This window comes from Micromonospora sp. MP36 (genome assembly GCF_008119785.1).
Lineage (GTDB): Bacteria > Actinomycetota > Actinomycetes > Mycobacteriales > Micromonosporaceae > Micromonospora.
On sequence record NZ_VSFA01000001.1, the window covers coordinates 71,375 to 96,180 of the forward strand.

Genomic DNA, 24,806 nt, shown 5'->3' on the forward strand with positions numbered 1-24,806 from the left:
ACGGGAGCGTGTTGCCGCTTCCATCGACCGGTCCGGAGCGGGCAGGATCGTTGCGGGACAAGGAGATCGCCGGCCGACACCAGCGACGGGAATCGAGCAGCGATGTCGAGACGGACCACCGGCAGTGCCGCGCAGCGGGTCACGGCGGTCACCGCCGAGTACGAACGCACGGGCGATCCGAGTGCCCTGTTCGGAGCGGATCTCTCCCACGAAGAGGAGGCCCTCGCTGCCGCAGCCGGTGACCGCGGAGCCGGACGCCAGGCGGCGCGGGCACTGGCCCAGCTCCACTGGTACCGCTACCTCAACCTGCCCGGGCTGGACGGTCTGCGGGAGCGCCGGGCGGCGGTCGAGCAGTTCCGGCGCGGGTGCCGCCGGGACCCGGACCTGGTGCCCGAGCTGATCCGGGACGAATGCCGGGAGACCGATCGACCGAGTGCGCCGCGACTGTCCGATGTCCTGCTCAGTCAGCAGCAGGCCGACCGGGTCGCGGGGCTCTGGCAGCGGTACCGGGCCGGTTCGGCGAAGGCCCTCCGGATGCTCGTCACGCTGTACCGGGAATGGCTTCGGCCGCTGGCGCGGGAGCGCGACGCGTCGGCCGTCCTGCTCCGTGCCGCGCTGCTGACCGATCTCTCCGAAGCGTTGGCCACGCTGGCCGAGGAGACCGGGGACGGGCCGACGTACGACGAGGCGCTGGATGTCGCCTCGGAGGCATTGGCAGCCACCTCCGCGCAGGACCCGCACCGGATGCACCGGCTTGCCCGCCGTGGCCGCCTGTTCGAGCTCTACTTCGACCGGGGCGCCGGCCCCAAGGCGCTGGAACTGGCCGTCGGGGAATACCGCCGGGCGACGCAGCTCAGTTGGCAGCGGCATCCCACCGACCCGCGAGCGGTGGCACAGCTCGGCGTGGCGTTGTGCCGGCTGCACGAGGTTCCGGAGAAGGCATCGGTCCTGCTCCTGCTGGAGGCGACCGCCGCCTGGCGGGACGCGGTCCACGCCGCCGCGCCGGACCGGCCCGAGGCGGCCTCAGCACTTGAGCGGCTCAACACGGTCGTCAACCTGCTGGCCCGGGAGATCGGCCCCGAACCGGCCCGCACGGTCGCCACCGCGGCCAACCAACCCGAGGTGATCGACCGGCTCCTGCAGCGGGCCGAGGAGACGGCCGCCCGGATCGCGGTGGACGCCTCACCACCGGCACTGGCCGAGTGGCACGAGGCAGCCGCCCTGCTGTCCGCCGCGGTGCCCGGCTTCCATCCGGCCCGGCCGCAGGCCCTGCTGTCGCTCGCCCGGGCCGAGCTCGATCGCTGGGAACACGGCGGTGAGCTGGGCGGCACCGCGTGGGCGGCAACCTGGGCGCAGGTGGCCCTGGACGCCACCGGGCCGTCGCATCCGCTGCGGCGGGACGCGCTGAACCTGCTGGCGGGCGCCGCCGGCCACGCCGGAGTGCAGGGGCGGGACGAAAAACTGGTCGCCGCCGCCGTGTCGGCCGCCCGCGCGGCGCTGGAACTGACCGACGCGCAGCCGGACCTGCGCCCGTTCCAGCTCGTGGTCCTCGCCGACACGCTGGCCGACGCCGGCTGGCTGGCCGGCGATCCGGACCTCCTCGACGAGGCGCTGGGGTACCAGCGCGAGGCGCTCAGCGAAACGTCCACCCGGCACGAGCTGTACCCGCTGAGGCTCCTGAAGCTCGCCAACCTGCTGTCCCAACGGGAGGTGCTGGCACCCGACGACACGCTCCTCGCCGAAGCCGTGGAGACCAACCGGCGCGCCGTCGAGGCCCTGCCGGATGACGATTCCCGCCGGATCGGTTTCCTGTTCAACCACGCGAGCAGCCTGGCGCGGCAGGCCTTCCGGCGGAACGACGAGGCCGGCCTCGCGATGGCCGAGCGCACCTACCGCGAGGCGCTCGCCCTGCTCCCGCCGGACCATCCCGACCAGCCCCGGATCCTCAGCTCGGTCGCCGAAACGCGGTATCAGCGGTACCTGGTCGGCGGCGACCTCATGGTCCTGGCCGACGCCGTGGAGCTGGCCAGGCAGGCGGTCAAGGAGACCCCGACCGAGCACCACTGGTGGTCGTTGCGGGCCGGGCTGCTGGCTCGGGCGGCCGCCGAGCTGTCGAGATCGAAAGAGCCGGACGCCAACTGGGCGAGGGCCGAGGCCATCGCCACGTACGCGGCGATCGCCGCGTCGCCCAGGGCGGACGCGCAGACCCGGATCAACGCCGAACGCCAGCAGGCCGCGCTGGCCCGCGAGGCCGGCGACCCGGCCGCCCGACTGGCCGCCCTGGAGCGGGCGGTGCGGCGCATGCCGACCTCGGTCAGCCGGTCGTCAAGCGCCCGCCGCCGGCTCGGCGCCGTCGCCGCACTGGGCGGGCTGGCGGCCGAGGCCGCCGCGGTCGCGATCGCGGCTGGGGACGCCGACCGAGCCATCGAGCTGTTGGAACGCGGCCGTGGCCTGCTGTTCCACGAGGCCCTGGGCATCCGCAGCGGACGGGTGGCGCTGCGCACCGTCAGCCCCCAACTCGCCACGGAACTCGACCGGGTCGACCGGGAACTGGCGGAGGCGGACGCCTACACGCACGTCCGGAAGTTCACCATAGAGGTGGAGCGCCGGTCGGCGGACGGCGATCTGCTGGACAGTGCGACGACGGAATGGGACCCCCGAGAGGCCTGGGCGGCCCGTACCCGGCAGCTCGCCGTCGAACGGGACCGGCTGATCGAGCGGATCCGCGGGCTCCCCGGATTCGCCGACTTCCTGCGTCCACCGTCGGTGCCGCTGCTCCGCCAGCGGCTCGCGGGAATGCCGGTCGTCGTGGTCAACACGCACGGCGACCGGGGCGACGCGCTGGTCATGCCGGCGGACCCGGAGCGGCCCGTCCAGGTGGTCCGCCTGCCCGAGCTGTCGGGGACCACCGTCCAGCGGCACGTCGTCCGTTGGTACGCGGCGCTGTCCGAGGCGGCCGACCCGGCGGTGCCGTTCGACCGGCGCGCCGCCGCACAGGAGCAACTGCACGGCATCCTGGCCTGGCTCTGGGACGCCGTCACCGGGCCGGTGCTCGACCGGGTCGCTCCCGTGGACGATCCGGCGCCGCGGATCTGGTGGTCCCCGGTCGGCGCGCTGGCCCGCCTCCCGCTCCACGCCGCCGGTCACCATCGCGACCCGGGCCGCAGGCGTACGGTCCTCGACCGCACCGTGTCGTCCTACACGCCGACCCTCACCGCCCTGGCGCACATCGCCGCGGACCGCCCACGGCCACCGGCGACCGCCACGGCCGCCGTCGTCGGCGTACCGACCGCGCGGGACCTGCCGGCGCTGTCCCAGGTACGCGCCGAGGTCGAGCACGTCGCCCGCCTGGTCCCCGGCTCGACCGTGCTCACCGGGACCGAGGTGGCGGCGCGCGCGGTCGAGGAGGCGCTGCGGGCACACCCGATCGCGCACTTCGCCTGCCACGGCGAGGCGGACGCCGGCTTGAGCGCGATGCTGACCGGCGGCCTGCGCCTCGGCGGAGGCGGAAGGCTCAGCCCGCACACGGTCAGCTCGTATCACCTCGAGCGGGCCGAACTCGCCTTTCTCTCCGCGTGCAGCACCGCCGAGACGCACCCGACGTTCACCGACGAACCGCTGCACCTGGCCGCGGCGTTCCAGCTCGCGGGCTTCCCCGGCGTGATCGGCACGACCTGGCGTACCACGGACAGCGACCGGATCGCCGAGGCCTTCTACGCCGGTCTGACGAACGGCGGCACCCGGCGCCCGGACACGGCCGCGGCGGCCCGGGTGCTCACCGACACGGTTCGGGCCGTTCGCGACGAATTCCCGGCAACGCCGACCCGCTGGGCCGGCCACCTCCATGTCGGACTGAACCGACCACTGTGAACCACCAGGCAACCCGTCGGTGCCGCTACCCTGGGTACCCCGCCGTGTCCGTGATCGAGGTCGCCCATGAATGAGGTTCCTCCCCGTCACCGGCTCCGGTCCGTCGCCACCACCCTCGCCGTGGCGCTGACCCTGACCCTGGCCGCCGCGGCCGGGTGCGACAACCGCCGGGAGCCGTCCCTGCCGTCGGTCCTCGACAAGCTCCGCGAGTCGCACGTCGACGGCCAACCCCGGATCAAAATCGGGGTGGCCACCACGGAACCGTTGATGGGCGAGCTGCGCAACGGCGCGCACACCGGCTTCGACGTCGAGATCGCCCGCTACATCGCCTCGTCCCTCGGCTTCGAAGGCGACCAGCGGATCGAGTGGGTGACACTCTCCACCGAGGACCGGATCCCGGCCCTGCAGGCCGGCACCGTGGACCTGGTGGTGTCCAGCTTCTCCATCACCGAGGAGCGCAAGAAGTTGGTCAGCTTCGCCGGGCCGTACTTCGTCACCACTCAGGAGGTGATGGTGCCGACGCGGCTCAAGGACCGCATCCGCACCATCGAGGACCTTCGCGAGCCGGGCTACCGGATCTGCACCAGCGGCGGCTCCACCACCGAGGCCGAGCTGGAGAAGCACCAGGTCAAGGCGTACGTGGTGAAGGACGTCGGCGACTGCGTCGAGGGCATCCGGAAGGGACGCTTCGACGCGGTCAGCTCCGACGAGACCATCCTCGCCGGCTTCCTCTCCCGGTATCCCACCGAGTTCGAGATCGTCGACATGCCCTTCGGCACCAGCGAACAGCTCGGCATCGGGGTGCCGATCGGCGACCCGGCGCTGCGGGACCTGGTCGCGTTCTTCCTGCACAAGAGCTACCTGGAGGGGCGGAACGGGATCAGCAGCCCGTGGCTCAGCGCGTACAACCGGACGCTGGGGCCGTGGCTGAAGGGGGGCCGGTCGCAGCCGCAGCCGCTGGACGTGCCCAAGCTCGTCGACTTCGACGACAAGGCACCCCGGCGATGAGCGCACCGGCGGCGACCGTCCCGGACCCGGCGGGCCCGGTTCCGCCCCTCCCGCCGGGTGCGGACAAGGCCGAACGCCGGGCCCGGGCCAGCCAGTCCTTCTGGACGGCGGTGGTCGGCGTCCCGGCGGTCTTCTCCGTGCTCCGGCTCGGTGTCGAGGCCGGCGGGGAACTGCAGACCACCCTGCTGCTCGTCGCCAACGTCGGCACGGTCAACCTGCTCGCCGGGTTCCTCACCACGGCCGCGCAACTGCTCTCCGCCGGGCTGGTCGCGGTCTTCGCGCTCGGTGCGGTGCTCCGGATCAGCGTGGACCGGATGCCGCCCGGCGTCCGCCGCCCGCTCTTCGTCCGCTGGGTGGATACCACCCCCGCCTGGTTCGCGGTGGCCAGCTTCCTGCTGGCCCTGGTCACCTGGCCGCTGCTCTACCTGCCGCTGCTCGTCCCGGCGTTCGTGGCGGCGTTCCAGCTCAGCCCGGAGCGGCTGCACGAGCAGGTGGTGCCCCGCGCGCTGCTGCTCGGTGCCGGTTTCACCGGCTATCTGTGGCTGCTCGCGCCGACCCTGCTCGACGCCTGGCAGCAGCGGGAACTGCTCGCCATGGTGCTGCTCGTCGTACCGCCGGTGCTGGCCCTCTTCGTCACCGGGCCGCTGCCGGCGGCGGTGATCCGGCCGCTGGCCTCGGTGACCGAGGCCGCAGTGCTGGCCACGCTGGTGTGGGCCGCGCTCCCGGTGATCAGCACCCCGGTGCTGCCGCTCACCGTCACCACGATCGAGTCGGCCCCGGGCGTGAGCGAGGACATCCGCGGCCACGTGGTGACGGTGGACGACGTCAACGTCGTGCTGCTCCAGGAGCGCGGCGGCGTCCGCTACGTGCCGGTCGACCAGGTACGGGCCCAGGTGCTCTGCCCGAGCGAGGAGGAGTTGCCCCGCCGCCAGTTGCGTATCCGGGACTTCCACGTCGAGGACTCGCTGCTGGAGGGGCTGGGCCGGCGGGTCCGCCCGGTACACCGGATCGACGCCGCCTGCCGGACGGTGGACCGAGGGCCGGTGTGACCTCGCCGGCCCGCAGTCTTCCGGGTCAGTAGGACTTCTCCTGGCCGAGAACGTGCTGGGCGACGAAGTTGAGGATCATCTCCCGGCTGACCGGGGCGATCCGGCCGGCGCGGACCGCGCCGAGCAGGGTGGCCACCCCGTACTCGGTGGTCATGCCGGCCCCGCCGAGCGCCTGTACGGCGGTGTCCACGGCGAGCGCGGCGGCCTCGCCGGCCGCGTACTTGGCCATGTTGCCGGAGACGCCCGCCTCCAGGTCGCGGCCGGCGTCGTACAGGGTGGCCGCCTTGTAGATCATCAGGCGGGCCAGTTCCACCTGCACCGAGGCGTGCGCGAGCGGGTGCGCGACGCCCTGGTGCGCGCCGATGCTCCGGCCGCCCCACACCTTCCGGGTGGTGGTGTACGCGCTGGCCCGCTCGATCGCGTACCGGCCGGTGCCGGCGCCCATCGCGGCGACCGTGATCCGCTCCGGGTTGAGCCCGGAGAAGAGCGCGGGCAGCCCGGCGTCCAGGGACTCACCGACCAGCGCGTCGCCGGGAAGCCGGACGTCGTCCAGGTAGAGCAGGAACTGGTTCTCCGGCGAGACGATCTCCATGTCCAGTTTGGAGCAGGTCAGCCCGGGCGCGTCGGTGGGCACGATGAAGAGGACGGGCTTCAGCTTGCCGGTCGTGGCGTCCTCGGTCCGAGCCACGACGAGCACGTACCCCGCCTCGTCAACGCCGGAGATGTAGCACTTGCGGCCGGAGAGCAACCAGCCGTCGCCGTCCCGGCGGGCCACCGTGCCGAGCCGATGGAAGTTCGAGCCGGCCTCCGGCTCGGTGATCGCGAAGACGATCTTCTGGGAGCCGTCGGCCAGGCCGGGCAGGTGCCGCTTGCGCTGCGCCTCCGTGCCGTGCTTCGCGATCACGGTGGCGGCGATGGCGGGGGAGACCACGAGCAGCAGCAGCGGACAGCCGGCCGCGGCCAGCTCCTCGCAGACGATGGCCAGCTCGGTGATGCCGCCGCCCCCGCCCCCGTACTCGGTGGGGATGTTGACGCCGAGGTAGCCGAGCCGGCCGGCCTCGTGCCACAGCTCGGTGGTGTGCGCGCCGGCCTTGGCCTTCTCGACGAAGTAGGCGTGGCCGTAGCGGCGGCCCAGCGCCCGGACCGCGTCGCGGAGCTGCTCCTGCTCGGGCGTGAGGTCGAAGTTCATCGCGGGTCCTCCTCGGGGTCGGGCGGCTCCAGGTCCCGGCGCGCCGAGCTGGCGTTGTCCACGACGGCCAGCACGGCCCCGGTGTCGACCTGGCCGCCGGGTGGCACCGGCAGCTCGGCGACCACGCCGTCGGTCGGGGCGAGCACGGGGTGTTCGAGCTTCATCGCCTCCAGGGTCAGCAGCAGGTCACCGGCGGCGACCCGTTGGCCGACCTGGACGTGCACCCGGGCCACCGCGCCGGGCAGCGGCGCGAGCAGCGACCCGGCCGCCAGCTCCGCGGTGGGCAGCGGGAAACGCGGCAGCTCGGTGAGGCTCGCCGCCCCGTCCGGGCCGTCCACGAAGACCGCCGACCCCGCCCGGCGTACGCAGAACACCCGCCGCACCCCGTCCACGTCGAGCACCACGCGGTCCGGGGCGGCCTCGACCAGGGTCACGGCCGGCGGCACGTCGCGGGCCGGGATGTCTTCCGCCGCCGGGTCGTCGCCGTCCCGGGCCACCGGTGCCGCTCCCGCTGGGGTAGGTGCGGCACTCGGCGAAGTCGACCATTCGGCGAGCCCGCCGCTGCGGTCCAGCCGGTACCGCACCTCGATCCCGCCGCCGTCCGGCCCGGCGTAACGCACCACCTGCGGGAACGCCGGCACGTTCCGCCAACCCGAGGGCAGCCCGGCCAGCACCGACGCGGACGCGCGGCGCTCGGCGGACGAGGCGAGCGCCGCCGCCAACGCGACCAGCGGGAGTTGCTCGGGCGGCAGCAGCGGGGCGAGGACCTCCGGGTGCCGCTCCAGGAAGCCGGTGTCGATCTCGACCGCGCCGAACTCCCGGCTGCGCAGCACCCGGACCAGCAGGTCCCGGTTGGTGGCGACGCCGTGCAACTCGGCCCGGGCCAGCGCGCCGGCCAGGGCCCGGGCCGCCTCCGCGCGGGTGGGCGCCCAGGCGACCAGCTTGGCCAGCATCGAGTCGTAGTGCACGCTCACCGTCGAGCCGTCCGTCACGCCGGAGTCCAGCCGCAGCCCCTTCGTCGGGGTGAACTCGCCGGCCACCCCGGGGATCGCGAACCGGTGCAGGGTGCCGGTGGCCGGGCGGAAGCCCTGGCCCGGTTCCTCGGCGCAGAGGCGTACCTCGATCGCGTGGCCGTCGGCCGGCGGGGTCGCCGCCAGCGGCAGCGGCTCGCCCTCGGCGACGAGCAGTTGCAGCCGGACCAGGTCCAACCCGGTGACCGCCTCGGTGACCGGGTGCTCGACCTGGAGCCGGGTGTTCATCTCCAGGAAGTGGAACGCCCCGTCGGGCGCGAGCAGGAACTCGACCGTCCCGGCGCCGACGTAGTCGACGGCCCGGCCGGCGGCCACCGCCGCCGCGTGCAGCCGTTCCCGCAGCCCCCGGTCGACGACGGCGGGTGCCTCCTCGACGATCTTCTGGTGGCGGCGCTGGATCGAGCAGTCCCGCTCGCCGAGGGCCAGCACCGTCCCGTGGGTGTCGCCGAAGATCTGCACCTCGACGTGCCGGCCGCGCTCGACGTACCGCTCGATGAAGACCGTCCCGTCGCCGAACGCCGCGGCCGCCTCGCGGCGGGCCGAGGCGACGGCCTCGGCCAGCCCGGACGCGTCGCGGACCACCCGCATGCCCCGCCCGCCGCCGCCAGCGGCGGCCTTGACCAGCACCGGGAAGTCGGTGACCTGGTCGGCCTCGGTCCAGGTGGGCAGCATCGGTACGCCCGCGTCGGCCAGCAGCGCCTTCGCCGCCAGCTTGTCGCCCATCGCGGCAATCGCCTTGGCCGACGGGCCGACCCAGGTCAACCCGGCGTGCTCGGTCACCCGCATGGCGAACTCGGCATTCTCGGCGAGGAAGCCGTAGCCGGGGTGCAGGGCGTCCGCACCGGACCGGCGGGCGGCGCGCAAGATCTGCACTAGGTTCAGGTACGTCTCGGCGGGCGTGTGCCCGGGCAGGCGTACCGCCAGGTCGGCCTCGGCGACGAAGGGCGCGTCCGCATCCGCGTCGGAGTGCACGGCGATCGTGGTGATCCCGAGCGTGCGGCAGGTGGCGAAGATCCGGCGGGCGATCTCCCCCCGGTTGGCCACGAGCAGCCGGTTGATCATCAGTCGCCCCTCACATCCGGAAGACGCCGAAGCCGTCGGCGCCCCGGACCGGTCCGTTGTGGATCGCCGACAGGCACAACCCGAGGACGGTACGGGTGTCCCGGGGGTCGATCACCCCGTCGTCGTAGAGCCGGCCGGAGAGGAAGAGCGCCCCGGACTGGGACTCGATCTGCTGCTCCACCATCGCCCGCATGGCGGCGTCGGAGTCCTCGTCGTACTCCCGGCCCCGGGCGGCGGCGGCCTGGCGGGCCACGATGGAGAGCACCCCGGCGAGCTGCGCCGGGCCCATCACCGCCGACCTGGCGTTCGGCCAGGTGAACAGGAACCTCGGCTCGTACGCCCGGCCGCACATGCCGTAGTTGCCGGCGCCGTACGAGGCACCCAGGTTGACGGTCAGGTGCGGCACCGCCGAGTTCGACACCGCATTGATCATCAGGGCGCCGTGCTTGATGATGCCGCGCTGCTCGTACTCGGTGCCGACCATGTAGCCGGTGGTGTTCTGCAGGAAGATCAGCGGGGTGTCGGTGGCGTTGGCGAGCTGGATGAACTGGGCCGCCTTCTGCGCCTCCTCGCTGAACAGCACGCCCCGGGCATTGGCGAGCACGCCGACCGGCCACCCGTGCAGCTCGCCCCAGCCGGTGACCAGCGCGCTGCCGTAGCCCGGCTTGAACTCGTCGAAGGCGCTGTCGTCGAGCACTCGGGCGAGCACCTCGCGGGGGTCGAAGGGCACCTTGAGGTCGGCGCTGGCGATGCCGAGCAACTCCTCCGGGTCGTACCTGGGTGGCCGCGGGTACGCGGTGCGCGGCGGCGGGCCCTGCTTGCGCCAGTTGAGCCGGCGTACGCACTGCCGGGCCAGGCGGATGCCGTCCCGCTCGTCCTCGGCGAGGAAGTCGGCCAGGCCCGACCGCGTGGCGTGCATGGCCGCCCCGCCCAGCGACTCGTCGTCGGTGACCTCGCCGGTGGCCATCTTCACCAGCGGCGGCCCGGCCAGGTACACCTGGGACCGGTCCCGGATCATGATCGTGTGGTCGGACATCCCCGGGATGTACGCACCGCCCGCCGTGGCGTTGCCGAACACCACGCTGACCGTGGGGATCTTCGCGGCGGAGAGCCGGGTCAGGTCGCGGAACACCCGGCCGCCCGGGATGAAGATCTCCGCCTGGGTGGGCAGGTCCGCGCCGGCCGACTCCACCAGGTTGACCATGGGCAGCCGGTTCGCCAGGGCGATCTCGCCGGCCCGCCGGGTCTTGGCGAGGGACCACGGGTTCACCGCGCCGCCGCGTACCGTCGGGTCGTTGGCCACGACCAGGCACTCCACGCCCTCGACCACCCCGATGCCGGTCACCACGCTGGCGCCGACCGGGAAGTCGGTGCCGTACCCGGCCACCGGCGACAACTCCAGGAACGGGCTGTCCGGGTCGAGCAGCAGCTCGATCCGCTCCCGGGGGAGCAGCTTGCCCCGCTTGTGGTGCCGGGTCACGTACTTCTCGCCGCCACCGGCCCGGGCCTGGTCGAGCGCGGCGTCCAGCTCGGCGAGGCGGGCCAGCAGGGCCGCCCGGTTGGCCTGGTAGGCCGGCGAGGACGGGTCGAGCGCGCTGTCCAGCGTGGTCACAGCCCCATGCCCTTCGCGATGATCTCGTTCATGATCTCGGTGGTCCCGCCGCCGATGCCGAGGATGCGGGCGTCCCGGTAGTGCCGCTCCACCTCGGCGTCGCGCAGGTAGCCGAAGCCGCCGTGCAGCTGCAGGGCCGCGTCGACCACGTGGTCGCAGGCGGCCACCGCCACGTTCTTCGCCATCGCCACCTCGGTGACCACCGGTTCGCCAGCAGCGACCCGGGCGGCCACCTCGTGCACGTAGGCCCGCGCCGCCTCGGCCCGGGTGTGCATCTCGGCCAGCCGGTGCCGGATCAGTTGCCGGCCGGCGAGCGGCCGGCCGAAGGTGGACCGGTCCCGGCACCAGCGGATCGCCAGCTCGACGCAGCGCTGCGCGGTCGCGTACGCCTGGGTGGCCAGCGACAGCCGCTCGGTGGCGAAGTGCTGCATGATCGTGATGAAGCCGGTGTCCTCCGGGCCGATCCGGTTCGCCACCGGCACCCGGACGTCGACAAAGGACAGCTCGGCGGTGTCCGAGCAGTGCCAACCCAGCTTCTCCAGCCGCCGGCCGACGGTGAAGCCGGGCGCGCCCTTCTCAATCACCAGCAGGGCGAGCTCTCCGGACCCGGGAAAGTCGGCGCACACGGCGGTGGTCACGAAGTCCGCCCGTACGCCGCTGGTGATGTACGTCTTCGATCCGTTCACCACGTAGTGGTCGCCGTCCCGGCGCGCGCAGGTGCGGATGCCCGCCACGTCGGAGCCGCCGTCCGGCTCGGTGATCGCCAGCGCGCCGAGCATCGTCCCGGCGAGGGTGGGCCGGACGTAGCGGTCGATCAGGTCGTCGTTCCCAGACGCCACCAGGTGCGGCAGCGCGATCCCGTGCGTGAACAGGGCGGCGATCAGCCCGGACGAGCCGCCCGAGCGGATGATCTCCTCGGTGACGATGATCGAGTCGAGCAGGTTGCCGCCGCTGCCGCCGACCGACTCGGGGAAGCCGATGCCCAGCAGCCCGAGCTTCGCGGCGGTCTCGTGCAGCGACCGGGGCACCTCACCGGCGCGCTCCCATCCGTCCAGGTACGGCAGCACCTCCCGGGTCACGAAGGCGCGGGTCAGCTCGCGGAGCTGCCGCCGTTCGGGAGTGTCCACGATGGTCATGACGGCACCTCCGGGGCGAGGTCGGCGGGCAGGTCCACCAGCCGGGAGCGGAGCAGTTCGCCGAGAGCCTTGGCCTGCGGGTCGAACCGGGTGGAGGCGGCCACGCCCTGGCCGAGCAGCCCCCGGATCACGAAGTTGACCGCGCGCAGGTTGGGCAGCTCGTACCGCTCGACGGTCAGCGGGGCGGTCTCCGGCAGCAGTTCGGCGAGCCGCGCGACGGTGAGCCAATCGCGCAGCCAGGTCCACGTCGCGTCGGTCCGGGCCCAGACGCCGAGGTTGGCGTCCCCGCCCTTGTCCCCCGAACGGGCCCCGACCAGCTCACCGAGCGGCCCGCGCCGGGTCGGGCCGATGTGCGGTTGTCCTCCGGTCACCCCGGCCGCCGGTTCGTCCGCTGGCGGCGCCGCGGTCCGAACGGGCGGGGCGATCGGCACCCGGATCCCGTCCGGGAGCACGGCGACGTGCGCGACGGCGTCCTGTCTCACCGCGTCGGCGGTGAAGACCCCGTAGGGCGTCGCGTCGCCCGGCGGCGTGGTCAGGGTGCAGCCCGGGTAGGAGGCCAGCGCCAGTTCCACCGCCGCCGCTGAGAAGGCCCGTCCGGCCCGCGCCCGGTCGCCGTCCCGCAGGTGTACGTGCAGCAGCGCGCTCGCCGCCTCGGTGTCGGTGGCGTCCGGATGATCGGTACGGGCCAGCACGAACTCCAGGCCCGCCGGGCCGACCGCCTCCTCCAGCTGCCCCCGGATCAGGGCCGCCTTGGCCGGGATGTCCAGCCCGCAGAGCACGAACGTCATCGAGTTGCGGAAGCCGCCCAGGTTGTTGACGCCCACCTTGAGGGTGTCCGGCGGGGGCGTGCCCCGGACGCCGCTGACCCGTATCCGGTCCGGGCCGTCCGGGCTCAGCCGTACCGTGTCCAGCCGGGTCACCACGTCCGGCCCGAGGTACGCCGGCCCGCCCACCTCGTACAACAGCTGGGCGGTGACGGTCTCGATGGTCACCGCGCCCCCGGTGCCGGGATACTTGGTGAGCACCGCGGAGCCGTCCGGGTGGAGTTCCGCGATCGGGAAGCCGGGCCGGTGGCCGCCGTCGGGCAGCTCGGTGAAGAAGCTGAAGTTGCCGCCGGTGACCTGCGCCCCGCACTCGATCAGGTGCCCGGCGACGGTGGCCCCGGCCAGCGCGTCGAGGTCGTCCCGGGTCCAGCCGAAGCGGGCGATGGCCGGGCCGACGGCCAGCGAGGCGTCGGTGACCCGGCCGGTCACCACGACGTCCGCCCCCGCGTCGAGGCAGGCCGCGATCCCGAACGCCCCCAGGTACGCGTTGGCGGTCAGCGCGTCCGGCCGGGCGAGCGCGTCGCCCTCGACGTACCCGATCCGGACGCGGAGGCCGAGCCGGTCGGCGAGCGCGCCGATCGCGGCGGCCAGGCCGGCCGGGTTGAGCCCGCCGGCGTTGGTCACCAGCCGCACCCCGCGGTCGAGCGCGGTGCCGAGGCAGCCCTCCAGCTGCCGGAGGAAGGTCTTCGCGTAGCCGAGGGCGGGGTCGCGCATCCGGTCGCGGCCGAGGATCAGCATGGTCAGTTCGGCCAGGTAGTCGCCGGTCAGCACGTCCAGCTCGCCGCCGTCGAGCATCTCCCGCCAGGCGCTGAACCGGTCGCCGTAGAAGCCGGAGGCGTTGCCGACCCGCAGGACGCTCATGCGGTCGCCCCGTCGACGGCGGCCGGCGCCCGCTTGGCACCGGGTGGGCCGGCGAACGCCTGGGCCACGTCCAGCCACTCGTCGGCGACCGGGCCGGTGGCGACCAGGGCCAGGTCGGCGCGGTGCCGGCGCTGGGTGACCAGCAGGCAGAAGTCGAGCGCTGGCCCGGTGACTCGGTCGGCCGCGTCCGCCGGCCCGAACGCCCAGACGGCACCGTCGGTGCCGGCTTCGCCCGCCAGGTCGCCGCTCGTGCTCGCCGGCGCCGTCAGCTCCACCCGGACCGGCGCCGTCGGCACCGGGCGGCCGTGGGCGGCGAAGCCGTGCCCGAGGGTACGGAAGCCGAGGTACGCGACGTGCCGCAGGCGGGCGGTCGGGGGCCGCTGGACGCCGAGCGCGTCGGCCACGTCCTCGCCGTGCGCCCAGGTTTCCATGAGCCGCGCGGTCACCATCGAGGCGGGCGACATCCGGGTGCCGTACCAGGGCAGCTTCTCGCCGGGCGGGGTGGCGGCCAGTGCCGCCGCGAGCGCGGCGCGACCGTCCCGCCAGCGGGCCAGCAGCTCGGCCGGCCGGGCGAGGAACGTCTCCGCACCATCCTCGACCAGCCGGGACAGGTCCGGCGCGGCCATGATCGAGGCGAAGAACGCCGCCGCGTCGGTCGCGGCGAGGTGGGCCACCTGGTCGGTCCAGGCCAGGTGGGCGATCTGGTGGGCGACGGTCCAGCCCGGGGCCGGTGTGGGCCGGTCCCACTCCTGCGCAGGCAGCGGGGCGACGAGGGCGTCGAGCTGCTCGGACTCGGCGGCCAGATCCGCGAGCAGTGCTGTCAGGTCGACCATGGTGCCTCCGGGCGGGGTGGGCGGTCAGGGGCAGGGCGGGCCGCTCCCGGGCGCTCCGCCGGCGTCCGGCGGGCCGTCGTCGGGCGTGAGCAGCGCGGTCAGCTGGCGCTTCCAGTTGTGCAGCAGGGCGGTACGGCGGGCCGAGTCGTCGCTGAGCAGGTTGGCCACGCCGAGGCCGCGGAGCAGGTCGAGGGTGGTCTGCACCGCCTCCCGTACGCCGGGCCGGCGCTCGTCCACCCCGAGCAGTTCGACGGTGAGCAGGTGCATCTCCCGGCCGACCCGGGCTTCGAGGGGCACCAGGGCGTCGCGCAGTTCGGCATCGGTGCGGGCGGCCACCCACAGCTCCAGGGCGGCGACGAAGAGCGGCCCGGTGAAGGCGGCGGCGAGCAGGTCGACCACCCGGTCCAGCCGGCGCGGGCCGGCCGGCAGGGCGTCGGCCTCGGCGCGCAGCTCCGCCGCCCGGCGCTCGGTGAGGTGCGCGACGGCGGCGGTGACCAGCGCGGCCTTGGTCGGGTAGTGGTGCAACTGGGCGCCCCGGGAGACGCCGGCCCGGGCCGCCACGACGGTCGTGGTGGTGCCGGACCAGCCGCGCTCGACCAGGCACTCGACGGTCGCCTCCAGCAGTCGCGCCTGGGTGGCGCGGCTGCGCTCCTGTTGAGGGACGCGGGTCGATGCGACGGGCACGGGGACAGGTTGCCGCCCTCGAAACAAACAGTCAAGCCTGACTTTTTCCGGCGACGGCAGCGGCCGGTTTCGTAGCCCGCTCTGAGCTGAACCGTCTGCGATACCGGCCGACCTCGTCGCCCTGCTCGCCGCCGGCTGCGGCGAAGCTGGCGGGGACGGGCCGACCTGGCCGCGAGGGCCTCCGGCCTGCGGCCGTCGGCGGCCGGAGAGGGTGGTTCATCGGCTACGAACTTGATGACGAATCCGGATCAGACCCCCGGCCGGCCCGATTCATTTACGTCATCAAGTTCGTAGCACCTGCAGGACCCCTCTGTCCTTGGCGCCCGCTCGCGCCACCGCATCAGAAACTGGCCGGACGCGGCGACGAGCGGGTCCACCGCCGGGGGACGTCAGCGGCCGTCGCGGGGGCCGAAAACGGCGAGGGCCTCGGCGTCGCTGTGCCGCGCGCGGAGGTACTCGTCGGCCCACTCGGCGGCGTCCGGGAAGCCGGACTCGGCCACCACCCGGGCGCAGGCGGCGTCCACGTCGTACTCGGTCCGGCGCAGCTGCACGCCCGGGCCGAGCAGCGCCCACCAGGCGCCCGCCCCGCCGTACGGCATGCCGATGCTGCCCGGGTTGACCACCAGCCGGCGGTCGACCAGCCGGGTGAACGGCATGTGGGTGTGCCCGCAGACCACCGTCCCCACCCCGGCCGGTACGCCGGCGAAGATCTCCGCCCAGCGTTCCATCCGCGAGTCCACCAGCACGACCTCCTCGTCGTCCCGGGGCGTCGCGTGGCAGAAGAGCACGTCGCCGAGACCGGCGACCGGCAGCGTGACGGTCAGCGGCAGCGCGGCGAGCCGGGCCACCTGGTCGTCCCGGAGTTGCTCGGCCGCCCAGTTCGCCACCTCGAACGGCGACTTCCGGCCGGCCCGCGCCTCGACTAGCTCCCGCTCGCCGTTGCCGCCGACCCAGCAGGCCCGGTCGCCGAGCGCGGCGAGCCGGTCCAGCACCTCGACCGGCTGTGGGCCGCTGGCGATGTCGCCGGTGAGCACGATCAGGTCGGCCGCGGCGACGTCCGGTTCGGCCAGCACGGCCTCCAGGGGCGGCAGCGCGCCGTGAATGTCGGACAGGACTGCGACACGTTCCAGCATCGGCCCAGCGTTCCCGGCCCGCCGGGGCCGGGTCCAGTGATTCTGCGGCGGGCAGACGGACCGGGCCCGAACACGGCACCGGCCCGGACCGCGTGGGGCGGTCCGGGCCGGGACGGGTCGGCGGCCGGGTGCGACCGGCCGGGCCGGGGCGGTCAGACCCGCGCGCGGCGGGCCAGGCGCTCCGGGTCGAGGATGATGATGCTCTTGCCGTCCAGCCGCAGCCAGCCGCGCGAGGCGAAGTCGGCGAGGGCCTTGTTGACGGTCTCCCGGGAGGCGCCGACCAGCTGGGCGATCTCCTCCTGGGTCAGGTCGTGGGTCACCCGCAGCACGCCGCCGTCCCGGGTGCCGAACCGGCCGGCCATCTGGAGCAGGTTCTTGGCGACCCGACCCGGCACGTCGGTGAAGATCAGGTCGGCCAGCGAGTCGTTGGTCCGGCGCAGCCGGCGGGCGAGCACCCGCAGGAGCTGCTCGGCGATCTCCGGCCGGTTGTTCAGCCACGGCCGCAGCGCCTGCTTACGCAGCCGGACCAGCCGGGTGTCGGTCACCGCGGTGGCCGTCGCCGTGCGCGGGCCGGGGTCGAAGAGCGACAGCTCGCCGACCATGTCCGACGGGCCCATCACGGCGATCAGGTTCTGCCGGCCGTCCGCCGCGCGGCGGCCTACCTTGATCTTGCCGGACAGGAGGATGTAGAGACTGTCGCCGGGCTCACCCTCGTTGAAGACGACCTCGCCCTTACGGACCTCGATCGTCTCCATCTCCTTGGCGAGCGCCTCGGCAGCCTCCGGGTCGACACCCTGGAAGATCCCGCTGCGGGCCAGTACCTCGTCCATCGCGCACCTCCGCCTGCGCGTGCCGTCCGTCGGCCGGGTCCGCCGTCCGCTGATCCCTCGCGCGCCGCCAGTCTAGGCCCACATGAGCGGGAATCAGAGGTGCACCCCCTCGGATCATAGGCTCTGGGACGTGCTGAGCGAGCCGTTCCTGACCACCCGTGACGAGGACGGGTGGAACGTCCCATTGCTGGTCTGGCGTGCGGCGGAGCCGCTGCTGGCGATCGGCAGCGCCCCGCTGGGCGGTGGCATCGGCGTACGCCGGTGGGTGGTCAACGCGACCGTGCCGATGTCGTACGCCCGGGACGACCCGGCGGTCCACCTCGCCGAGCTGGCCGACGGCCTCGGCCTGGCCGGGCCCGGGGTGGGGCTGCTGACCGGGGTCGACGTGGCCGAGGTGGTGGCCCGGGCCGACACCGGCGTACGGGTCTGGGCCACCGTCGGGCTGGGCACCCCGGTCTGGGCCGCCGCGCCCACGCCCGCCACCCCCGCCCAGCGCGTCGGCACGGTCAACATCGTCGTGTACGTCCCGGCCCGGCTCGGCGACGCGGCCCTGGTCAACGCGGTGGCCACGGCCACCGAGGCGAAGGCGCAGGCGATCTGGGAGCTGGGGATGCCGGCCACCGGCACCCCCACGGACGCGGTCACGGTGCTCTGCCCGGCCGGCGGCGAGGCCGCTCCGTACGGTGGCCCCCGGTCGGCCTGGGGTGCCCCGCTGGCGCGGGCCGTGCACGCGGCCGTCCGGGCCGGCGGCGCCGGCACCGTCGTGCCGTGGTCCGACCGCCAGTCGGGCTGAGCCGGATCCGCTCCCGCTCGACCGGCCGGGTTTTTCGACCGATCGGCCATCGTCGCCGCGCTTTCCGGACGGTAGCGTCGCGAACGATGTATTCTCCCGCCACCTCCGTGCCCCGTCTCCCGCGTCGCCTCGCCGCCGTCCTCGGCGTGCTGCTCGTCGCCCTGCTCGCCGCCGGCTGCGGCAAGTCCGGCGGGGACGGGCCGACCTGGCACGCGGGCGCGGATGACGGGTCGGCCGGCTCGACCGTCCCGGCCGAGGCCGACCAGCCGGCCAAGCCGGCGAGCGAGTCCGGCAAGACCATCTCGCTGGCCGCGACCGGTGACGTGATCATGGGTAACGCCCCGGCCAAGCTGCCCGCCAACGGCGGGAAGGGCTTCTTCGACGACGTCAAGGCCGCGCTGAAGGCCGACCTGGTGATGGGCAACCTGGAGGAGCCACTCACTGACGACACCGGCACCGGCAAGTGCGCGGCCAACGCGACGAACTGCTTCCAGTTCCGGGCGCCCCCCGGGTATGCGGCGCACCTGCGCGGAGCCGGGTTCCAGCTGCTCAACCAGGCCAACAACCATGGCTACGACTACGGCCAGCAGGGCTACGAGAACACCCAGTCCGCGTTGGAGGCGCACGGGCTCAAACACACCGGCGCGCCGGGCGAGATCACCGTGGTCGAGGTGCAGGGCGTGAAGGTCGCGGTGCTCGGCTTCTCGTCGTACCCGTGGTCGAACAGCCTGGTCGACCTCGACGCGGCCAAGAAGGTGGTCAAGATGGCCGCCGACCAGGCCGACGTGGTCGTGGTGCAGGTGCACATGGGCGCCGAGGGTGCCGACAAGACCCGGGTCAAGCCGGGCACCGAGATGTTCTTCGGGGAGAACCGGGGCGATCCGGTCCGCTTCTCGCACACCGTCATCGACGCCGGCGCCGACCTGGTCATCGGGCACGGGCCGCACGTGCTGCGGGGCATGGAGGTCTATCGGGGGCGGCTGATCGCGTACAGCCTGGGCAACTTCGCCGGCGGCGGGCGGTCACTGAACCCCTCCGGTCGGCTGGGCTGGGGCGGGGTGCTGAAGGTCTCGGTCAAGGCAGACGGCAGCTTCGTGGCGGGCCAGTTCACCTCGACCGCGATGAACTCGGTGGGGCGGCCGGCGATCGACCGGCAGCACCGCGGCCTCGGACTGGTCCGCGAGGTGAGCCGGGCCGACTTCCCGCAGACCGGTCCCACCATCGACGAGGCGGGCCGGATCAGCCCCCCGGCGGGCGCCTGACGCCGGTCGCCGCGGGCGTGGGCCCACCGGGACGTCGGCCGGGCGACGTAGGCTGGCCGGCGTGACCACGCGCGCCACCGAGACCGACCTCGGTCGTACCCGCCGGGCGCGGCGGATCGGCCGGATGCTGACCGAGACGCACCCCGACGCGCACTGTGAACTCGACCACGCCAACGCGCTGGAGCTGGCGGTCGCCACGATCCTGTCGGCCCAGTGCACCGACAAGAAGGTCAACGAGGTCACCCCGAAGCTCTTCGCCCGCTACCGCACCGCCGCCGACTACGCCGGCGCGGACCGCACGGAGCTGGAGGAGCTGATCCGGCCGACCGGGTTCTACCGCAACAAGACCAGTTCGCTGATCAACCTCGGCCGCGCCCTCTGTGAGCGGTACGACGGCGAGGTCCCCGGCCGGCTGGCCGACCTGGTCACCCTCCCCGGCATCGGTCGCAAGACCGCCAACGTGATCCTCGGCAACGCCTTCGACGTCCCCGGCATCACCGTGGACACCCACTTCCAGCGGCTGGTGCAGCGGTGGCGGCTGACCACCGAGACCGACCCGGTGAAGATCGAGCACGCCATCGGCGCCCTGTACCCGAAGCGCGACTGGACGATGCTGTCGCACCGGATCATCTTCCACGGGCGGCGGGTCTGCCACGCCCGCAAGCCGGCCTGCGGCGCCTGCACGCTGGCGAAGCTCTGCCCGGCGTACGGCACCGGCCCGACCGATCCGGTGGCCGCCGCCAAGCTGCTCAAGGGGCCCCGCGCTCGGGACCTCGCGGCGGCCGTCGGCATCGACCCGGACCTGGTGCCGCAGCAGGCGGTCGCGGCGGAGGTGCCGTGACCGCCCGTCTCGCGTACCTGCTCGTCCCGTTGCTGCTGACGGTGGCCGGCTGTACCGGCACCGCGACCGAGCCGGAGCGGCCGGCGTCGGCGGCCCGGCCCGAGCGTCCCTCGCCGTTCGCCGACTGCGCCCCGCTGACCGCCACGCCGCCCTCGGCCGCCCCGGCGCCGGCCGGCAGCCCGGGTGACCCGCTGCCCGAGCTGACCCTCTCCTGCTTCACCGGGGGCGCACCGGTGCCGCTGCGCGACGTCAAGGGCCCGGCGGTGATCAACGTCTGGGCGTCCTGGTGCCAGCCCTGCCGCAAGGAGCTGCCCGCCTTCCAGCGGCTCAGCGAGCGGGCCGCCGGCCGGTTCCAGGTGATCGGGGTGAACAGCCGGGACAGTCGCGGCGGGGCGCAGTCCATCGGCGAGGACTTCGGCGTCCGTTTCCCCATGCTCGTCGACCAGGGGGACGCGTTCGAGCGGGCGCTGCACCGGAACGCCTTCCCGCTGACCGTCTTCGTCGACGCGGACGGTCGGATCCGGCACACCGACTCCACCGGCGCGCTGGACGACGCCCGCCTCGCCGAGCTGGTCCGGAAGCACCTCGGCGTGGAGGTCACGTGAGCGCGAACAGCGGAGGCCCGGGCAGGACCCGGCGGCCGCCGGGGTGGCTCGACCCGCTGCTCGACCGCCTCGGCACCGCCCGCGCCGAGGACTTCACCCGGCTCACCACCCCGGAGAGCGGCGGCCGGGAGAGCGCGGTGCTGGTGCTGCTCGGCGAGGAGCCGGCGGCCGGCCCGGACGTGCTGATCCTTCAGCGCGCCGCCACGCTGCGCAACCACGCTGGGCAGCCGGCCTTCCCCGGCGGCGCGGCCGACCCGGAGGACGTCGACGCCAGCGCCACCGCGCTGCGCGAGGCGAACGAGGAGGTCGGGCTCGACCCGGCCAGCGTCACCGTCCTGGCCGAGCTGCCCCGGCTCTGGATCCCGGTGAGCGACTTCGTGGTCACCCCGGTGCTCGCCTGGTGGCACGCCCCGCACCCGGTGCACCCCCGCGAGCCGGCCGAGGTCGCGCACGTCGCCCGGCTGCCGGTCGCCGAGCTGGTCGACCCGGAGAACCGGATGCGGGTACGCCATCCGAGCGGCTGGATCGGCCCGGCCTTCTCGGTGCGCGGGATGCTGGTCTGGGGCTTCACCGCCGGGGTGCTGAGCACCCTGCTGGAGATGGGGGGCTGGGCCCGCCCGTGGCCGCGTTCCCGGGTGGTGGAGCTGCCCCCGACCGGGGCCGCCCCGGCGCCCTCGGCCGGCACCGACGAGGTCGACGAGAGCCCGGTCCGCTGATTCGCCCCGGTGAGCTCCGCCGATCTGACGGTCACGTTCCGCGAGCGGTGGGCCCCTGCCGGGCCGGCTGCCCGTACCCTTGACGGGTGTCCGCCGTGGATCTCGTCCTGCTTCTGCTCATGCTCGTGTTCGCGATCAGCGGATACCGCCAGGGCTTCGTCATCGGGGCGCTGTCGTTCTCCGGGTTCTTCCTCGGCGCGCTGCTGGGGCTCCAGGTCGGCCCGCTGGCGGCCCGGCAGTTCGCCGACGGCGGCACCCGGGTGCTGATCTCCCTGGTCGCGATCTTCGGGCTCGCCGTGCTCGGCCAGGCGCTCGCCGGCTGGATCGGCTCCAACCTGCGGGCCGCGATCACCGGCTCCGCCGGGCGCAAGATCGACGACATCGGTGGGGCCTTCATCTCGGTCTTCGCGGTCATGCTGGTGGCCTGGCTGGTCGCGGTGCCGCTGGGCTCCTCGTCGCTGCCCTGGCTGGCTTCCTCGGTCCGCAACAGCGCCCTGCTCACCGTGGTCGACCGGGTCCTGCCGGACAAGGCGCAGCAGCTGTCCACGGCGCTGCGCGACACCGTCGACACCAACGGCTTCCCGGACGTGTTCGGTGACCTCGCGCCGACCCGCGCCCGCCAGGTCGCCCCGCCGGACCCGGCGCTGGCCGGCTCCCAGGTCGTCGCGAACAGCCAGCGGTCGGTGGTGAAGGTGTTGGGCTCCGCGCCGAGCTGCGCCCGCCGCATCGAGGGCTCCGGCTTCGTGTACGCGGACGACCGGGTGATGACCAACGCACACGTGGTGGCGGGCACCCGCTCGGTGGCCGTGGAGCTGCGCGGCGAGCGGTACGACGGTGAGGTGATCGTCTACGACCCGGCCCGGGACCTGGCCGTGTTGCACGTGCCGGGGCTGCCCGGTCCGTCGCTGCGCTTCGCCGCCGGGCCGGCCGGCAGCGGGGCGGACGCCATCGTGCTGGGCTTCCCCCTCGACGGCCCGTACGACGCCCGCCCGGCCCGGATCCGGGACGTCGACCGGATCACCGGGCCGGACATCTACTCCTCGGGGGACGTGACCCGGGAGATCTACACGATCCGGGCGCTGGTCCGCAGCGGCAACTCGGGCGGCCCGCTCGTCTCCTCGAACGGGCTGGTGCTCGGGGTGATCTTCGCGGCGGCGGCCGACGACCCGAACACCGGCTTCGCGGTGACCGCCGCCGAGGCCCGGCCGGTGGCGCTGGCCGGCGCGGAGCGTACCCGGGCCGTCGCCACCGGCGACTGCACCTGAGCGCTACCGCGGCGTGCCGTCCGGGCGGGTGTCGGCGAGTTCCGGCTCGACACCCTCCCGTACGGTCCGGGCCGGCCGGTGACCGGTCCGGGCCCGCCAGGTGGTGAAGGCCGCCGCGGTCGCCGCGAGCACCGCCAGGCCCAGCAGCCACCCGCCCACCACGTCGCTGGTCCAGTGCACACCGAGCGCGATCCGGCTGAGCCCGGTCACCACCGCGATCAGCACCGCCACCACCCAGAGCGCCCAGCGCAGCGGCCGCCGGCCCTGGGTGAACGGCAGGAAGACCAGCAGCAGCACCCCGGCGGCCAGGGTCGCGTTCAGCGCGTGCCCGGACGGGAAGGCGAACCCGGTCGCCCGGGCCACCGGGTCGAGCAGGCTCGGCCGCTGCCGCCCGACCAGCACCTTGAGCAGGCCGCCGAGCAGGCCGCCGACGGCCATCGTGGTGACCACCCAGAGCGCCAGCGGCCATAATTCGGCCTTCGCGCCGCGAGACGGCGCTCCGGACCGAATGACGGCCGGCCGCGGGGCCCCACGGAGCAGCAGCCAGGCCACCACGACCGCCGCGGCGGCCCGCAGCGGGTTGGGCGCGAAGACGTCGGTCCAGACGCTCATCACCCGTACCCAGGCGGGGTGGTCGAGGGCGTACCGGTGCAGTGCGTCGGACACCGTGGCGTCCAGCCGGAACAGCGGCGGCCAGGCGGCCAGCACCAGGAGCGCCAGCAGGGTGAACGGGACCAGCACCAGGAAGGCCGCGGCGGCGGCCAGGGTGAGCCGGAGCCCCAGCGAATGGTCCGGGTCCAACCGGCGGCTCCGCCAGGACCGCTGGTGGCTGGCGGTCCGACTGCCGGCGCCCGACGCGTTCATGCGGTCACCCCTACCCACCAAGGCCCCGGCCAGACCCGGGTCAGCGACGCGACTGGCGGAACCGACGGACCGCCAGCGCTGCGCCGGTGACCAGGGCGACGCACAGCGCGAGGCCGGTCCAGAGCCGCTCCTGCGGCGCCGAGTCGTCGGCCTGGCCGGCCGGGTGGGCCGACCATTGGGCCTGCTGCCTGGGTGCGGTGAAGGTGAACGGGTCCGCGCCCTGGCCGGCGGCCCGGCTGTCCGGGCCGGTGCCGGGCGCCGGGCCGAAGCCCGCCACGCCGGGGGAGTCGTTGTCGTCGAGCGGGTTCCCGCCCACCGACGGCACGTCGGCGTTCAGCGCGGCCACCGGATCCACCATGCCGTAGCCGAACCGGTCGTCGCGGCCGGTGGGGCCAAGGTCCCGCGCCGTGCTGATCAGCCGGTTGACCACGTCCGCAGCCGACATCTGCGGGTATCGGGCGCGGATGAGGGCGGCCGTCGCCGCGACCAGCGGTGCCGCGAAACTGGTGCCCTGGACCCGCCAGTACGTGCCCGGCGGGCGGGCCCCGAAGACCCCGGTGGCCGGGGCGCTGAGCACGGTCTCGTGGCCGGTGACCGAGCCGGACCAGAGGTTGTCGTTGCTGTCCAGACCCGTCACGGCGAGCACGCCCGGCTCACGGGCCGGGTACCACACGTCCCGGCTGGTCGAGCTGGCCAGGTTGCCGGTGCAGGCGACCACCACCACGTTGCGGGCGAAGGCGTAGTCGAGGGCGGCGGCCAGGGGCTCACTGGTCTCGGTGCCGCCGAGGGAGAGGTTGATCACGCGGGCGCCGTGGTCGACCGCCCAGCGGACCCCGTTGGCGACGGTCATCGCGTCGTCGTACCGGTTCTCCTGGTCGAGCACCCGGACCGGGAGGATCTTGGCGTCCGGCGCCAGCCCGACCACGCCCCGGTCGTCGTCCCTGCGCCCGGCGATCAGACCGGCGACGGTGGTGCCGTGCCCCACCGGATCGGGCACGTCAGCGCCGCCGGGCACCAGGTCGACGCCGGGCAGCACCTGGCCGGTCAGGTCGGGATGGGAACCGTCCACGCCAGAGTCGATCACGGCGACGATGACGCCCCGGCCGGTGGAACTCTGCCAGGCCGTCTGGGCCTGCAACTTGGCGAGCTGCCACTGCTCCGCGCGGACCTGGTCCACCCCGGTGGGCTCGTCCAGCGGCGCCAGCGCGGCGGGTTTCCGGACGGCGGTGTTCGGGGCGGCCTGCGCGGGCGTGGTCAGGGGGCCCGCCACGGTGACGAGGGCGGCCGTCGCACCGAGCAACGCGCGCCCGACGAGCCGTCGGGCGGCACTCACTGACC

At 74.2% G+C, this 24,806-nt stretch carries 20 protein-coding genes; 9 read left to right on the plus strand and 11 right to left on the minus strand.

Annotated features, from left to right (window positions below; genetic code table 11):
- Positions 1-102: 102 nt before the first annotated feature.
- The 3 genes from FXF52_RS00350 to FXF52_RS00360 all read left to right on the plus strand — a co-directional run bounded on the left by FXF52_RS00350 (position 103) and on the right by FXF52_RS00360 (position 5,927).
- The gene (locus tag FXF52_RS00350) at positions 103-3,870 is read left to right on the plus strand and encodes a CHAT domain-containing protein (RefSeq protein WP_148793096.1); all 3,768 of its coding nucleotides are present in this window, start codon (positions 103-105) and stop codon (positions 3,868-3,870) included.
- Between the two features lie 66 nt (positions 3,871-3,936).
- Positions 3,937-4,878, plus strand: a complete 942-nt coding sequence (locus tag FXF52_RS00355; RefSeq protein WP_148793097.1) for a transporter substrate-binding domain-containing protein — start codon at positions 3,937-3,939, stop codon at positions 4,876-4,878.
- Positions 4,875-5,927 carry a hypothetical protein gene (locus tag FXF52_RS00360; RefSeq protein WP_148793098.1) on the plus strand — a complete coding sequence of 351 codons (1,053 nt, stop codon included), beginning with the start codon at positions 4,875-4,877 and terminating at the stop codon, positions 5,925-5,927. Before FXF52_RS00355 ends, FXF52_RS00360 begins: the two co-directional genes overlap by 4 nt.
- Before the next feature lie 25 nt (positions 5,928-5,952).
- On the opposite strand, the gene FXF52_RS00365 is transcribed toward FXF52_RS00360, so the two are convergent.
- The 9 genes from FXF52_RS00365 to FXF52_RS00405 all read right to left on the minus strand — a co-directional run bounded on the left by FXF52_RS00365 (position 5,953) and on the right by FXF52_RS00405 (position 17,122).
- Positions 5,953-7,116: an acyl-CoA dehydrogenase family protein gene (locus FXF52_RS00365; protein ID WP_148793099.1), complete on the minus strand. Its 1,164-nt coding sequence runs from the start codon at positions 7,114-7,116 to the stop codon at positions 5,953-5,955.
- Complete coding sequence (locus FXF52_RS00370) at positions 7,113-9,209, minus strand: biotin carboxylase N-terminal domain-containing protein (protein ID WP_148793100.1); 2,097 nt, start codon at positions 9,207-9,209, stop codon at positions 7,113-7,115. Before FXF52_RS00370 ends, FXF52_RS00365 begins: the two co-directional genes overlap by 4 nt.
- Before the next feature lie 10 nt (positions 9,210-9,219).
- Entirely contained in the window at positions 9,220-10,821 is a 1,602-nt protein-coding gene (locus FXF52_RS00375; RefSeq protein ID WP_148793101.1) for an acyl-CoA carboxylase subunit beta, read from the minus strand.
- A complete protein-coding gene (locus FXF52_RS00380) occupies positions 10,818-11,957 on the minus strand; it encodes an acyl-CoA dehydrogenase family protein (protein WP_148793102.1) in 1,140 nt (379 codons plus the stop codon). The genes FXF52_RS00375 and FXF52_RS00380 overlap by 4 nt, the downstream gene beginning before the upstream one ends.
- Positions 11,954-13,642 carry an acyclic terpene utilization AtuA family protein gene (locus tag FXF52_RS00385; protein WP_148793103.1) on the minus strand — a complete coding sequence of 563 codons (1,689 nt, stop codon included), beginning with the start codon at positions 13,640-13,642 and terminating at the stop codon, positions 11,954-11,956. Before FXF52_RS00385 ends, FXF52_RS00380 begins: the two co-directional genes overlap by 4 nt.
- Entirely contained in the window at positions 13,639-14,475 is an 837-nt protein-coding gene (locus tag FXF52_RS00390) for a TIGR03084 family metal-binding protein (RefSeq protein WP_148793104.1), read from the minus strand. The genes FXF52_RS00385 and FXF52_RS00390 overlap by 4 nt, the downstream gene beginning before the upstream one ends.
- A 24-nt stretch (positions 14,476-14,499) precedes the next feature.
- Positions 14,500-15,159 carry a TetR/AcrR family transcriptional regulator gene (locus tag FXF52_RS00395; protein WP_148793105.1) on the minus strand — a complete coding sequence of 220 codons (660 nt, stop codon included), beginning with the start codon at positions 15,157-15,159 and terminating at the stop codon, positions 14,500-14,502.
- A gap of 389 nt (positions 15,160-15,548) precedes the next feature.
- Entirely contained in the window at positions 15,549-16,292 is a 744-nt protein-coding gene (locus FXF52_RS00400; protein ID WP_148793106.1) for a metallophosphoesterase, read from the minus strand.
- A 152-nt stretch (positions 16,293-16,444) separates the two neighbouring features.
- Positions 16,445-17,122, minus strand: a complete 678-nt coding sequence (locus FXF52_RS00405) for a Crp/Fnr family transcriptional regulator (RefSeq protein ID WP_007073398.1) — start codon at positions 17,120-17,122, stop codon at positions 16,445-16,447.
- A 130-nt stretch (positions 17,123-17,252) separates the two neighbouring features.
- Here FXF52_RS00405 and FXF52_RS00410 point away from each other — a divergent pair, with 130 nt between their 5' ends.
- The 6 genes from FXF52_RS00410 to FXF52_RS00435 all read left to right on the plus strand — a co-directional run bounded on the left by FXF52_RS00410 (position 17,253) and on the right by FXF52_RS00435 (position 22,604).
- On the plus strand, positions 17,253-17,915 hold the full coding sequence (locus FXF52_RS00410) for an adenosylcobinamide amidohydrolase (RefSeq protein ID WP_148793107.1): 663 nt from the start codon (positions 17,253-17,255) through the stop codon (positions 17,913-17,915).
- An 86-nt stretch (positions 17,916-18,001) separates the two neighbouring features.
- Complete coding sequence (locus FXF52_RS00415; RefSeq protein ID WP_148793108.1) at positions 18,002-19,177, plus strand: CapA family protein; 1,176 nt, start codon at positions 18,002-18,004, stop codon at positions 19,175-19,177.
- Positions 19,178-19,238: 61 nt separating this feature from the next.
- A complete protein-coding gene (gene nth / locus FXF52_RS00420; protein WP_148793109.1) occupies positions 19,239-20,018 on the plus strand; it encodes an endonuclease III in 780 nt (259 codons plus the stop codon).
- Positions 20,015-20,623 carry a TlpA disulfide reductase family protein gene (locus tag FXF52_RS00425; protein ID WP_148793110.1) on the plus strand — a complete coding sequence of 203 codons (609 nt, stop codon included), beginning with the start codon at positions 20,015-20,017 and terminating at the stop codon, positions 20,621-20,623. Before nth ends, FXF52_RS00425 begins: the two co-directional genes overlap by 4 nt.
- A complete protein-coding gene (locus tag FXF52_RS00430) occupies positions 20,620-21,339 on the plus strand; it encodes a CoA pyrophosphatase (RefSeq protein WP_148793111.1) in 720 nt (239 codons plus the stop codon). Before FXF52_RS00425 ends, FXF52_RS00430 begins: the two co-directional genes overlap by 4 nt.
- An 86-nt stretch (positions 21,340-21,425) precedes the next feature.
- The gene (locus FXF52_RS00435) at positions 21,426-22,604 is read left to right on the plus strand and encodes a MarP family serine protease (protein WP_148793112.1); all 1,179 of its coding nucleotides are present in this window, start codon (positions 21,426-21,428) and stop codon (positions 22,602-22,604) included.
- Positions 22,605-22,607: 3 nt separating this feature from the next.
- Here FXF52_RS00435 and FXF52_RS00440 read toward each other — a convergent pair whose 3' ends face one another.
- On the minus strand, positions 22,608-23,468 hold the full coding sequence (locus FXF52_RS00440; RefSeq protein ID WP_148793113.1) for a phosphatase PAP2 family protein: 861 nt from the start codon (positions 23,466-23,468) through the stop codon (positions 22,608-22,610).
- Between the two features lie 40 nt (positions 23,469-23,508).
- A complete protein-coding gene (gene mycP, locus FXF52_RS00445; RefSeq protein WP_148793114.1) occupies positions 23,509-24,801 on the minus strand; it encodes a type VII secretion-associated serine protease mycosin in 1,293 nt (430 codons plus the stop codon).
- Between the last annotated feature and the right edge of the window lie 5 nt (positions 24,802-24,806).

What these genes read in the sequence shown, in the direction of transcription:
- FXF52_RS00350 (WP_148793096.1), top strand. Translation starts at nt 103, where the DNA reads ATGTCGAGACGGACCACCGGCAGTGCCGCGCAGCGGGTCACGGCGGTC.
- FXF52_RS00355 (WP_148793097.1), top strand. Translation starts at nt 3,937, where the DNA reads ATGAATGAGGTTCCTCCCCGTCACCGGCTCCGGTCCGTCGCCACCACC.
- FXF52_RS00360 (WP_148793098.1), top strand. Translation starts at nt 4,875, where the DNA reads ATGAGCGCACCGGCGGCGACCGTCCCGGACCCGGCGGGCCCGGTTCCG.
- FXF52_RS00365 (WP_148793099.1), bottom strand. Translation starts at nt 7,116, where the DNA reads ATGAACTTCGACCTCACGCCCGAGCAGGAGCAGCTCCGCGACGCGGTC.
- FXF52_RS00370 (WP_148793100.1), bottom strand. Translation starts at nt 9,209, where the DNA reads ATGATCAACCGGCTGCTCGTGGCCAACCGGGGGGAGATCGCCCGCCGG.
- FXF52_RS00380 (WP_148793102.1), bottom strand. Translation starts at nt 11,957, where the DNA reads ATGACCATCGTGGACACTCCCGAACGGCGGCAGCTCCGCGAGCTGACC.
- FXF52_RS00385 (WP_148793103.1), bottom strand. Translation starts at nt 13,642, where the DNA reads ATGAGCGTCCTGCGGGTCGGCAACGCCTCCGGCTTCTACGGCGACCGG.
- FXF52_RS00390 (WP_148793104.1), bottom strand. Translation starts at nt 14,475, where the DNA reads ATGGTCGACCTGACAGCACTGCTCGCGGATCTGGCCGCCGAGTCCGAG.
- FXF52_RS00400 (WP_148793106.1), bottom strand. Translation starts at nt 16,292, where the DNA reads ATGCTGGAACGTGTCGCAGTCCTGTCCGACATTCACGGCGCGCTGCCG.
- FXF52_RS00405 (WP_007073398.1), bottom strand. Translation starts at nt 17,122, where the DNA reads ATGGACGAGGTACTGGCCCGCAGCGGGATCTTCCAGGGTGTCGACCCG.
- FXF52_RS00415 (WP_148793108.1), top strand. Translation starts at nt 18,002, where the DNA reads ATGTATTCTCCCGCCACCTCCGTGCCCCGTCTCCCGCGTCGCCTCGCC.
- FXF52_RS00440 (WP_148793113.1), bottom strand. Translation starts at nt 23,468, where the DNA reads ATGAACGCGTCGGGCGCCGGCAGTCGGACCGCCAGCCACCAGCGGTCC.